Origin of the sequence: Terrisporobacter sp. (genome assembly GCF_017888745.1) — a bacterium.
Lineage (GTDB): Bacteria > Bacillota > Clostridia > Peptostreptococcales > Peptostreptococcaceae > Terrisporobacter.
This window is the reverse complement of record NZ_JAGHFM010000360.1, coordinates 1-12926: the sequence shown is the minus strand read 5'-3', so window position 1 is coordinate 12926 and position 12926 is coordinate 1. Positions and strand designations below refer to the sequence as shown.

Genomic DNA, 12926 nt, shown 5'->3' with positions numbered 1-12926 from the left:
TTATTTAAAACTTATTTAGATATAAATCAGATAATTTATGATAATGAAAAATATTTTAATAAAATTATAGATATATTACATGAAATTGAAGAAAATAATGAATGTTATACTATAAAAAATTTAAATATAAATGGCAATGATATTATATCCTTAGGATATAAAAATGAAAAAATTGGTGAAATACTCAATTATTTACTGGAAGAAGTAATAAAAGATCCAGGTTTAAATGAAAAAAATATATTGTTAGATAAAGTACAAAGAATACAATAATTTGATATTGAGAAATAAAAAGACATATAATAACTTATAAAACTATAAAATATTTCCTTTGTTCTTAATTAATGTTATAATGTTATAAGATTTTAATAAAATATCGGAGGTTAGAAAATGAGAGTCGAAGCCCCTATAAAGGTAGATAGAAAAACTAAAAGGCTTGCAAAAAGACTTACAGGCGGAGAAATAGCAGTAATAAATCATATGGATATAGATGAGGTTGCTGCCAATTCTTTAGTTGAAGGAAAAGTTAAATTAGTTATAAATGCAGCACCTTCTATAAGTGGTAAATATCCAAATAAAGGGCCAGGAATATTAACAGATAAAAATATTTTAATTATAGATAATATTGGACAGGAATTATTTGACGATTTAAAAGAAGGACAAATAATCGAAGTAAATAATGGGCAAATCTATAGAGATGGACAACTTTTAGGAGAAGGTAATGTACTTGATAAGGAAAAGGTATTAGTAAAAATTAAAGAAGCTTATGATAATATGTCTGTAGAATTAGATAGATTTATTGATAATACTATAGAATATGCTAAAAAAGAAAAAGGTTTTATATTAGGTGAAGTAGAAATTCCAAAAGTAAAAACCAAGTATAAAGACAGGCATGTTTTAGTAGTTGTAAGAGGACAAGATTATAAGGAAGACTTGAGTACAATAATTTCTTACATAGAAGAAGTAAAACCAATTTTAGTTGGTGTTGACGGTGGAGCTGATGCATTAGTTGAGTTTGGGTATACACCAGATGTGATTGTTGGAGATATGGATAGTGTTAGTGATGAGACATTAAAAAAAGCAGGTGAAATAGTAGTACATGCTTATGTGGATGGTAGAGCACCAGGATTAAAAAGAATTCAGGATTTAGGATTAGATGCTATAGTATTTCCTGCTCCAGGGACTAGTGAGGATATAGCAATGTTGACAGCATATGAATATGGTGCCGAACTTATTGTTGCAGTTGGAACGCATTCAAATATGATTGACTTTTTAGAAAAAGGAAGAAAAGGTATGGCAAGTACATTCCTTGTTAGACTAAAAATAGGGTCTAAACTTATAGATGCAAAAGGTGTTAATTTACTTTACAAAAGCAAATTAAAAATTAAATATGTATGGGCATTAATTATTGCAGCTTTATTCCCAGTCCTAATACTTGCTTCTTTTTCCCCAACAACACAGCAATTTATTAGAATAATACAATTAAGATTAAAGTTACTATTAAATATGTAATATATAATTTAGGAGGATTAACATGAATATAAATATGAAGTACTATATAGTAACAATATGTGCTATATTTGTAGCTTTAGGAGTAGGGATATTAGTTGGATTTAACTTGAACTATGACCAAGCATTAACTAAACAACAAAGTGAAGTATTAGAAAGTTTTAATACAGAATTTGATACATTAAAAGATAAAAATAAAACTTTACAATCAGAAATAGAAAATTTAAATAATAATATAAACGATATAAAATCATATGTTAATAGAAATATGAACGTATTAACTCAAGATATGTTAACAGATAAGAATACAGGAATAATACTTACAAGTGAAAATCATGATTATAGCGAAGATATAGAAACAGTTATAAACAATGCTAATGGTAATTTATCTTTTAATATAATAATTAAAGATAATATAAATGATAATGAAAAGTTAACAGAACTATCTAAAGGTTTAAATATGACTTTTAAATCATCAAATGATGTAATTAAATATATAGTAAATTCTTTAACTGATGCAAAAGGTTATGATCAATTACATGCACTAGAAGAATTAGGTGTAATTAAAATTAATAGTATTGATGAAAGTAAATACCAAGATTTTGATTCAGTTGTATTACTAGGAGAATTAACTGGAAAAGATGCTAAAGATAAATTTGAAGTAAAAGAAAAACTATTAGTAGACAGTTTAAAAGAAAAAAATAAATACTTAGTAGCAGCTACGCAAAGTGATATTGATACAACAATATTAAAATTATATTCAGAAAATGATATATCAACTATAGATAATATAAATGAAGGTATAGGAAAAGTTTCTTTAACGACTTTATTAAAAAATCAAAATATAGTAGGGAATTATGGACAATCTGAATTAGCCAAAGAAATCATGGCTTACAAAAACAATTAGTATAAAGGAGATTAGAAAATGAATCCTTATATAAGTATAATAATACCAGCATATAATGAAGAAAATAAAATAAAAGACACGCTGGAAAATATAAAAAATATAGACGAGATTAGTGAGATAATTGTTGTTGATGATGGTTCAAGTGATAATACATCAAAAATGGCAAAAGAAGTTCAAAGTGATAAAATAACAGTAATAACTCAAGATAGAAATAGAGGTAAGGGCTATGCTTTAAATAATGGTTTAAAAGTTGCTATGGAAAAGGGAGATATTATAGGTTTCTTAGATGCAGATCTTGGAAGTTCTTCTAAAGAAGTAGCAAAATTAATAACACCTATATTAAATGATGAAGCAGATGTGATAATAGCAAAATTCCCTCCGGCAAAGAAAAAAGGAGGACTTGGTTTCGTAAAAGGTCTTGCTAAAGAATCTGTACTTGAGATGACAGGAGTAGAATTAGATGCTACTTTATCTGGTCAAAGACTATTTAAAAAAGAAGTATTAGAAAAATTTGATGAAATACCATATGGTTATGGTGTTGAAGTTGGAATGACAATAGATATATTAAAACATGGGTATAGAATTAAAGAAGTTCTTGTTAATATGACTCATAGTGAAACAGGAAGAGATTTAAAAGGTTTTATACACAGAGGTAAACAATATTACCATATTAAAAAAGTATTAAGAAAAAAGAAAAAAGAATGGAGGTAATATATTGTATTCTTATATATTTAGAGGAATAATATTCATCTTAGGTTTAGCTGGGACATATTTAATGATACCTTTATTCAAAAATTTATTAATTGATAGTAATGTAATTAGACCAAATTACAAGGGAGAGATGATACCTGTAAGCATGGGAATTGTGTTTCTTCCAATGCTAATAATAAATGGAATAATATTAGCATTTTTTACAGTTGATACTATAGGATTGTTATGTTTATTTTTATTTATATTTGGAATAGTATGTATGTTTTTTGCAGGTATACTAGACGATATAATAGGTAATAGAGATGTAAGTGGATTAAAAGGTCACTTCAAAAGCTTATTTAAAGGTAAACTTACAACAGGAGGATTCAAAGCCTTATTTGGAGGTTTTGTAGGACTTATAATATCAGTTGCAATATCGAAAAACATAACTGATATTATTGTAAATACTTTAATAATAGCTCTATCAACAAACTTAATGAATTTATTTGACTTAAGACCAGGTAGAGCAATCAAAGCTTATTTAGTAATAATGATAGCAATATTTGTTACTTTAACAGGATATATAAAAATACTTCCGCTTCTTATTCTTCCAAATGTTCTTGCATATTTTAATTATGACTTAAAAGCAAAAGCAATGATGGGAGATACAGGTTCAAATGTATTGGGTATATCTATAGGTATACTTATGGCTTTTGGATATACTTTAAATGTGAGATTAGGTTGGTTAGTATTTTTAATATTAATTCATATATTTACTGAAAAATTCTCTTTAACTAAAATTATAGAAAATAATAAAGTATTAAACTTTATTGATAGATTAGGAAGGTAATTTTATGATTAGTAAAAAACTAGGAATAGTTGAATCAATAGTAGATAGTAACGAAGTATTAGATGATATAAGGGTAAATGTAAATGGTGATATACAAAGAGCATACAACTATCCTAAAATATGTGGAAATATAAAAGTAGGAGATAAAGTTATTTTAAATACTACTGCAGTGGAGTTAAGTTTGGGAACTGGTGGATATCATTTTGTGATTTCCAATCTAAACAATATGGAGTCAGAATTATCTGATGGTGGTCACATAATGAAGCTTAGATATACTCCTTATCAAATAAAGATTGATGCAGTAGAGGATCATGAAAGTAAATATCATGATGTTATTAATAATTTTGGAAGTTTAGATGAAATGCCTGTTGTAGTAGGTACACTTCATAGTATGCTAACACCATTTGTTGCATCATACAAAAGGTATAATCCAAATAAAAAGTTAGTTTATATAATGACAGATGGAGCTGCACTTCCAATATATTTAAGTAAAAATGTACAAAATTTAAAAGAAAAAAAATTAATAGATAATACAATTACCATTGGAAATGCATTTGGTGGAGACTATGAATGTATTAATATATATACAGCTTTAATTACTGCAAAAGAAATATTAAATGCAGATGTTGTATTTGTAAGTATGGGACCAGGAATAGCTGGCACAGGAACCAAGTATGGATTTACAGGGATAGAGCAAGGTCCCGTTCTAGATGCTATCAAAAAATTGGGTGGAATGCCTATAGCAATTCCTAGAATAAGTTTTGAAGATAAAAGAGATAGACATAAGGGTATATCACATCATGCTATGACTATTTTTAGAGAAATAGTAAACGTTGGTGTAAATATACCAGTAACAATTTATGATAAGAAAAAATTCAAACATATAAAAGAACAAATAAAAGAAAATAGATTATTTGAAAAGCATAATATTATATACTTAGAAAATAATAAATGTAGGGAAGACTTAGAATACTTTAATCTTAAAGTGAGAAGTATGGGCAGAAATTACGAACAAGATAAGGAATTCTTTGATGCAGCAAGTACTGCAGCATATTACTTAATGGAGGTTTGTGATGATAACAAAGGAAACTACAGTAAGTAGTGATTTAATTTATACAGGAAAAACTATTCAATTAAGAGTAGACACTGTAGAAGTGCCCAATAAGGGATACCAAAAAAGAGAGATTATAGAGCATAATGGGGCTGTAGCTATTGTAGCTATAACAGAGGATAATAAAATAGTATTAGTAAAGCAGTACAGAAAAGCAATTGAGCAATTTTTATATGAATTACCTGCTGGTAAAGTAGAAATAGGAGAAACACCTTTAGATTGTGCTATAAGAGAACTAAAAGAAGAAACAGGTTATAGTGTAGATAGTTTAAAATTAATACATAAATATTATACAACCCCAGGATTTTCTAATCAGTTGGTCTTCATATATCTTGCAAAAGGGTTAACGCCAGGTGAAAGTAAACTTGATGAAGATGAGTTTTTAGAAGTATGTGAGATAGATATAGAAGACGCTTATAAAATGGTATATGAAAATGAAATATGTGATTCAAAAACTGTAATAGGATTATTATTAAGTAAAGAATTAATATAAAGCATAACCTCCTCTTAAACAACATAAATATATGTTAGGATAAGAGGGGGTTATAAATTTGAGAAAAACAATAAGAAGAAAAAATAACTATACAATTAGTAAAGAAATGATTTATATAGGCATTCTATTTATTATATTTACAGCAATAGGTACTTATTTAAATAAGATTTTTTCAAATGGACAAGATATAATATTAGATAGTATAAATAGCCTAAACAGTTATTATAGCCAAGGAAGCAACATTGATGTAAGTGCTGTAATATTTTCAAATTTAAGACAAGATATAGTATTTCTTGGGGGAATAGTTTTATCCACACTATTTATAGTTACTTTTCCTTTAGCTATAATAAGTTTTTTATTAAAAGGGTTATCAATCGGCTATACTATTAATAGCTGTATTTTATTAATAAAACTTAAAAGTATAAAAATGATATTGATAATGGTTATAAAAAATTTTATTATAATACCAGGGGCAATACTACTTATAGTAATAAGTTTATACTACATTAGAAATATTTACGAGGAATATAAAAAAGGAAGAAGAGAAGGAATCCTATTTTTAGGTAAAAGATTTTTATTAAATGGTATAATAATAATAATAATTTGTGTATTTTCACAATTATTATTAAATGCAGTCAGTATAGGTATTTTACAATTCCTAGTAAGATAAAAGGAGTTATATATGGAAGTTTTGAAGAAATATATGGAATATATTAAATGTAAAAAAAAATTATCAGACAATACCATATGTTCATATTATACAGATTTAAAAAAATATATGGACTATTTGCAGTATCAAAATATTAAAATTGAAGATGTAGTTGAATATGATATTATTAACTTTTTAGTTGATTTAGAAAAGCAAAATATTTCTGTAGCTACAGTTTCAAGGGTAACTTCTTCTATAAAATCTTTTCATGATTATTTATTTTTAAATCATATTACTAGTTCAAATCCAGCTAATAATATTAAAAAACCAAAAATAAAGAGAGAAAATATTGAAATTTTGACAGAGGAAGAAGTAGAAGCTATTTTAAATTTTCCAGAACTAAATACTCCTAAGAAAATGAGGGACAAGGCTATATTTGAGACTTTGTATGGAACGGGAATAAGGGTTTCTGAGTTAGTAGAATTAGATTTACAAGATGTAGATTTACAAATTGATTACTTATATTGTAATAAAGGAAAAAATCAAAGGGTAATACCTCTTTGTGAAGTTACAAAACTATATTTGCAAAAGTATATTGAAGAAGGAAGAGATAATCTAGTAAAAGAGGATGAAAGTGCTTTATTTGTAAATGCCCAAGGACAAAGATTTACTCGTCAAGGGTTATGGAAAGTTATAAAAAAATACGCAACCATGGCTAATATAAGTAAAAATATTAATCCTAGTATACTAAGACATTCATTTGCTCTACATTTATTAAAAGGTGGTGCAAATGTAGCGGTAGTAGGTAGAATTTTAGGAAATTCTAATTTATCAAGTTTACAATTATACTTAAATCAGATGGATGATAATATTAGAAAAGAAATTAAGGATAAGCATCCAAGGAAAAAAGAGGACATAATAAAAGGAGGAATCTAGATGAGTAGAGTAATATGGATAGTAATAGACAGTGTTGGCGTAGGAGCTTTAAAGGATTCAGAGAAATTTGGAGACATAGGAGTTAATACTTTAGGTAATATAGTAAAAAATCATAATGATATTAAGATACCTAACATGATTAAATTAGGACTTGGTAACATAGATGGGATAGATTATTTACAAAAAGAAAATCATCCAATAGGATCATTTGGTAAATGTGATGAACTTTCTTGTGGTAAGGATACAACTACAGGCCACTGGGAAATGACTGGAATTGTAGTAGATAAACCATTCAAGACTTTCCCGGATGGATTTACAAAAGAAATAATAGATGAATTTGAAAAAAGGACAGGTAGAAAAGTTGTTGGTAATAAGCCAGCATCAGGAACTGCTATACTAGATGAATATGGTGAACATCAAATGAAAACAGGTGATGTTATAGTCTATACATCTGCTGATAGTGTTTTCCAAATAGCTGCTCATGAAGAGATTATACCTTTAGAAGAATTATATTCTATGTGTGAGATAGCAAGAGAAATAATGATGGGAGATAATGCTGTAGCAAGAATTATAGCAAGACCTTATATAGGGAAAAAGGCTGGAGAATTTGAAAGAACTTCAAATAGAAGAGACTATTCATTAAATCCATTTGACCCAACTGTATTAGATACAATAAAAGAGTCTAATCTTGATGTAATAGGTGTTGGTAAGATAGAAGATATATTTAATGGACAAGGTATTACAGAAGCCATACATACAAAAGATAATATGGATGGCGTAGATCAAACTATAAACTATATTAAAAAGGAAAATAATGGCCTTATATTTACTAACTTAGTAGATTTTGACTCAAAATATGGTCACAGAAGAAATACTTTAGGATATAAAGAAGCATTAGAAGAGTTTGATGCAAGATTACCAGAAATAATATCTTCAATGAAAGACGATGATATATTAATAATAAATGCTGACCATGGTAATGATCCAACATATAAAGGTACAGATCATACTAGAGAATATATACCAGTGCTTGTATATGGAAAAGAATTAAAGCAAGGTGTAAACTTAGGTATAAGAAATAGTTTTTCTGATATAGGAGCTACTGTAGCAGATATACTTAATGTAGAATTACCAAAGAATGGTAAAAGTTTTAAGGAAGAAATAATGAAATAATTTGGCGAAATTATCAGGAGGCAGCTATGAGAATATATGATATTATAAGAAAGAAAAGAGATAAAGAAGAGTTAACTAAAGAAGAAATAGAATTTTTTGTAGAGAGATATTCTAAAGGAGAAATACCAGATTATCAAGCAGCATCTCTTCTTATGGCTATATACTTAAATAAAATGAATAAGCAAGAAACAGCTTACCTTACAGAAGCTATGATGTACTCAGGAGAAATAATTGATTTATCTGCTATAAATGGAGTTAAAGTTGATAAACATAGTACAGGAGGTGTTGGAGATAAAACAACAATAGCTCTTGCACCATTAGTTGCTGCTTGTGGGGTACCAATAGCTAAGATGTCAGGAAGAGGACTTGGTCATACTGGAGGAACTTTAGATAAACTGGAGTCTATACCAGGATTTTCTATAGAAATGACGGCTGAGAAATTTATAGAGTCTGTTAATAATATAAAAATTGCTGTATGTGGTCAAACTGCATCAATAGCAGTTGCAGATAAAAAAATGTATGCTCTTAGAGATGTTACAGCTACTGTAGACAACATTTCTTTAATAGCAGCTAGCATAATGTGTAAAAAATTAGCTTCAGGAGCAGATGCTATAGTTCTAGATGTAAAAACTGGAGATGGGGCATTTATGAAAACACTAGATCAATCATTTGAGCTAGCTAAAGAAATGGTTGAAATAGGTACTGCAATGGATAGAGAGACTATAGGTATTATAAGTGATATGGATGAGCCTTTAGGGTGTGCAGTAGGTAATGCTTTAGAAGTTATAGAAGCTATAGAAGCATTAAAAGGAAATGGACCGATAGATTTTATGAACTTATGTGAAACTTTAGGTGCTTATATGTTAGTGTCATCTAAAATAGCTACAGATTATGAAGATGGAGTTAGAAGAATAAATGAAGTTTTAACTTCAGGTGCAGCCTTAGAAAAATTTAAAGAATTTGTTGTAAATCAAGGGGGCGATCCGAGAGTAGTTGATGATTACTCTCTATTTAAAAAGGCTAATCATATAGTTGAAATAAAATCAGATAAAACAGGTTTTATAGATAAAATAGAGGCAGAATCTATAGGTGTTAGTGCTATGGTTTTAGGCGCAGGAAGAGAAACTAAAGAAGATGAACTTGATTTAAGCGCTGGTATAATATTAAAGAAAAAAGTAGGAGACTTTGTAAAAGAAGGGGATACTTTAGCAATAATGCATTTTAACAGAGAAGAAAAATTTGAAGATGCAAAAAGAAGACTTAAAAATGCGTATATTATAACTGAAGAAAAAGCAGAGCCTAAAAAATTAATATATGGTGTAGTAACAAAAGATGGAATAACTAAATTCTAATTAAATGATTAAAAAAGCTTAACTTGTAAACAATAAAGTTAAGCTTTTTTATATTTTTAGTGATTATAAATTATCTTAATTGTGGATAATTTATAATCTCAACTGATAAATTTGAGCAACGGGCAAAGCCGTTGGCAATATGAAGTGGAGCGTTTACGCAGTGGCTTAAGCGAAGCGAATTTTTTACTATTAAAAGTTTGAAATCAAGAAATCTCAAGTTGTCACTATGCTTGCAATTAATATAAAATCTTATTTATCGACATTTTTATTGAAATATTTCATTTATAGATTTATAATAAAGAAGATATATAACAATGATAAGGAGTATACTAATTTATGAACTTGAACAATAACAAAAGTAAAATAATTATAGTATCTATATTATTAATATTAGTATTTATGGCAACTTTTGTATTTATTCAAACAGGTCCATATGATAATAATAATAGTGATGACATAGTAATAGAAATTCCAACAGGGTCTACTTTAGGACAAGTTGCAGATATTTTAAAAGAAAATAAATTAATAAAAAATGAGACACTATTCAAATTATATGTTAGATTAAGTGATAATGCATCAAAGATTAAATCGGGAAAATTTTTATTTAACCAAACTTTTTCCAACAATGAAATAATAAACAATCTAGTTAATGGTAAAATTTATAATGAAGGCATTAAAATAACAATTCCAGAAGGTTCAACATCTAATGAGATTATTGATTTGCTTGTAAAAAATAAGCTTGGGGAAAAAGAAGTTTACAAAGAATTAATAGGAAATTCTAAGGAATTTGCAAAAGATTTTAAATTTTTAGATGAAGAAAAAATTACATCTTTAGAAGGGTTCTTGTATCCAAGTACTTATTATTTTGAAGAAGATGAAAATGAAAGAGAAATATTAAGTGATATGCTTTCTACTTTTGCTTCTAAATACAATGAAAAATTGCAAAAGAAACAAAAAGAACTTAAAATGTCTCTTTGGGAAGTGGCTAATCTAGCTTCTATTGTTGAAAAAGAAGCTGTATTAGATGAAGATAGACCTTTAATTGCTAGTGTATTTTATAATAGATTAGATATTGGTATGCCTCTTCAATCTGATGCTACAATACAGTATGCTTTTGATAAAAGAAAGAAAAGTATAACTTATGATGATTTAAAAATTGACTCTCCATATAACAGTTATAGGAATCAAGGATTACCTCCTACACCTATAGCAAATCCTGGTATAGCATCTATAGAAGCAGTTTTATATCCAGCAAAATCTGATTATCTATATTTTGTAGCAACTATAGATGGTGGAAACAATTATAGCAAAACATATGAAGAGCACGTAAAAAATGTTGAACAATACAGAAAAGATAGAGAAGAAAGAAATAATAGTTATTCTACAGATAAATAAGGGTAGATATATATTATAGGCGATTGTTAAAGGGATTATGTCTTAAGTATTAAGGTATAATCCTATTAATTTGAATAAAAAAGAAATTAGTAAGAAATTAAGGAGTGATTAATTTGAGTAATATTGTAAATCATGAGGTGGAAAAGTATATAAGAGAAACCCTAAAGGATAAAGAAGGGCTTTTAAAAGAACTAGAAGAGTATGCAGCGGAGTACAATGTTCCAATAGTTCATAAAGAGGTTTCAGATTTATTAAAGGTTATATTAAAAGTTCAAAACCCAAAAGAAATATTAGAAGTTGGATGTGCTATAGGATATTCATCTATATTATTTTCTACAGCAACTGATGGAAGAGCTAAAATTATAACAGTGGAACGTAATGAAAAAATGATTGAAAGAGCAAAGGAAAACTTTAAAAAATCAGGATTTGAAAAAAATATTACTCTTTTAGAAGGAGATGCAGAGGAATTATTAAAAAATGTAGATGGAACATTTGATATGATATTCTTAGATGCAGCTAAAGGACAATATAAATTATTCTATGACTTAGTAATAGATAAGTTAAAAGTTGGTGGATTACTAATATCTGATAATATTCTATATAAAGGAATGATAGCAGACGATAACTTAGTAATGAGAAGAAAGAAAACAATTGTAAAAAGAATGAGAAATTACTTAGATTATATCTGCAATTGTGACTATTTAAGTACATCGCTTATTCCAATTGGAGATGGAGTTGCGTTAAGCTATAAGGAATCAGAAAGGGTTGAAGAATAATGTTTAAATTAGAATTATCATCTTTTGCTAAAGACTTAGAAGGGCTAAAAGGTGTTATAGATAATGGTGCAGATTCAGTATATATAGGTGGACAAACTTTTGGAATGAATACATTAAGTGAAAAATTCACTATGGAAGATTTAAAATTAGGTATTGAATATGCACATGAAAGAAATAAAAAAGTTTATGTCACAATATCTTTACTACCTCATAATAATGATTTTATGAAACTAGAAGAATATTTATTAAAACTAGATGAAGCAAAAGTAGATGCAGTAATACTATGTGAACCAGGTGCTTTAGAAATAGTGAAAAAAGTTATACCTAATATGGAAATTCATATGGGAACTCAAGCTAATATTTATAACTATGAAACGGCAAATTTCTGGCATGAACAAGGAATTAAAAGAGTTATAATAGCAAAGGAATTAGGTTTAAAAGATATTGTGGATATGAGAAAAAATACTTCGTTAGATTTAGAAATAGAAGCTTCTGTTCATGGAGGAATATGCATGTCATATTCGGGAAGAAGATTACTGTCTAATTATATGTCAAGTAGAAATGTAGGCGAATATGTAGATGAAATAAATTATAATTTAGTAGAAGAAAAAAGACCTGGACAATATTGTCCTATATATGAAGATGAAGGAGGAACATTCTTCTATGCATCTAAAGATTTATGCATGATAGAGTTTCTACCAGAATTAATTAAGTCTGGTGTGACAACATTGACTATAGAAGGTAATAGAAGATCAAATGATTATACAAAAGGTGTAGTTGCTGTATACAGAAAAGCAATAGATAAATTTATAGAAAATCCAGATGAATGGACTTTTGATGAAGAATGGTTAAAAGAATTACAAAAAATAGACTATAGACCTTTAACTACAGGTTTTTATTTAGAAGAACCTAAAGATTATAATGTAGAAATGTAATTAATAATATAAAATTACACATTTAAATTATATATTAAAAATACCGTATATCTATATTTTATAGGTGTACGGTATTTTATTGTTTGAACAATTACTTGATATTATTAGAAAATAAATCTTCTTATAAATACAATCTACTATAGAAATATATAT

General features: G+C 27.5%; 13 protein-coding genes and 1 pseudogene. All 14 read left to right on the top strand.

Translation table 11 applies throughout. The annotated features are described in order from the left end of the window. A pseudogene (locus J7G74_RS15815) lies at positions 1–270 on the top strand (hypothetical protein); the annotation flags it as partial. A 117-nt stretch (positions 271–387) separates the two neighbouring features. Continuing rightward, positions 388–1509, top strand: a complete 1122-nt coding sequence (gene steA / locus J7G74_RS15810) for a putative cytokinetic ring protein SteA (RefSeq protein ID WP_297137091.1) — start codon at positions 388–390, stop codon at positions 1507–1509. 22 nt (positions 1510–1531) lie between these two features. Next, positions 1532–2413: a copper transporter gene (locus J7G74_RS15805; RefSeq protein ID WP_297137089.1), complete on the top strand. Its 882-nt coding sequence runs from the start codon at positions 1532–1534 to the stop codon at positions 2411–2413. A gap of 18 nt (positions 2414–2431) precedes the next feature. Beyond that, on the top strand, positions 2432–3124 hold the full coding sequence (locus J7G74_RS15800) for a glycosyltransferase family 2 protein (RefSeq protein WP_297137088.1): 693 nt from the start codon (positions 2432–2434) through the stop codon (positions 3122–3124). A 64-nt stretch (positions 3125–3188) separates the two neighbouring features. Further along, positions 3189–3953, top strand: a complete 765-nt coding sequence (locus tag J7G74_RS15795; protein ID WP_297137093.1) for a glycosyl transferase — start codon at positions 3189–3191, stop codon at positions 3951–3953. A gap of 4 nt (positions 3954–3957) precedes the next feature. Next, a complete protein-coding gene (locus J7G74_RS15790) occupies positions 3958–5055 on the top strand; it encodes a DUF3866 family protein (RefSeq protein ID WP_297137086.1) in 1098 nt (365 codons plus the stop codon). After that, positions 5027–5557: an NUDIX hydrolase gene (locus J7G74_RS15785; protein WP_297137084.1), complete on the top strand. Its 531-nt coding sequence runs from the start codon at positions 5027–5029 to the stop codon at positions 5555–5557. Before J7G74_RS15790 ends, J7G74_RS15785 begins: the two co-directional genes overlap by 29 nt. Positions 5558–5615: 58 nt before the next feature. Then, complete coding sequence (locus tag J7G74_RS15780; RefSeq protein WP_297137082.1) at positions 5616–6227, top strand: hypothetical protein; 612 nt, start codon at positions 5616–5618, stop codon at positions 6225–6227. 12 nt (positions 6228–6239) lie between these two features. Further along, on the top strand, positions 6240–7142 hold the full coding sequence (locus J7G74_RS15775) for a tyrosine-type recombinase/integrase (RefSeq protein WP_297137081.1): 903 nt from the start codon (positions 6240–6242) through the stop codon (positions 7140–7142). Beyond that, positions 7143–8315, top strand: coding sequence for a phosphopentomutase (locus J7G74_RS15770; RefSeq protein WP_297137079.1), 1173 nt, complete (start codon positions 7143–7145; stop codon positions 8313–8315). Between the two features lie 26 nt (positions 8316–8341). After that, on the top strand, positions 8342–9667 hold the full coding sequence (locus tag J7G74_RS15765; protein ID WP_297137078.1) for a pyrimidine-nucleoside phosphorylase: 1326 nt from the start codon (positions 8342–8344) through the stop codon (positions 9665–9667). Positions 9668–10003: 336 nt separating this feature from the next. Further along, positions 10004–11062: an endolytic transglycosylase MltG gene (gene mltG, locus J7G74_RS15760; protein ID WP_297137077.1), complete on the top strand. Its 1059-nt coding sequence runs from the start codon at positions 10004–10006 to the stop codon at positions 11060–11062. 113 nt (positions 11063–11175) lie between these two features. Beyond that, entirely contained in the window at positions 11176–11838 is a 663-nt protein-coding gene (locus tag J7G74_RS15755; RefSeq protein WP_297137076.1) for an O-methyltransferase, read from the top strand. Next, positions 11838–12773, top strand: coding sequence for a peptidase U32 family protein (locus J7G74_RS15750; protein ID WP_297137074.1), 936 nt, complete (start codon positions 11838–11840; stop codon positions 12771–12773). The genes J7G74_RS15755 and J7G74_RS15750 overlap by 1 nt, the downstream gene beginning before the upstream one ends. Positions 12774–12926 lie beyond the last annotated feature (153 nt).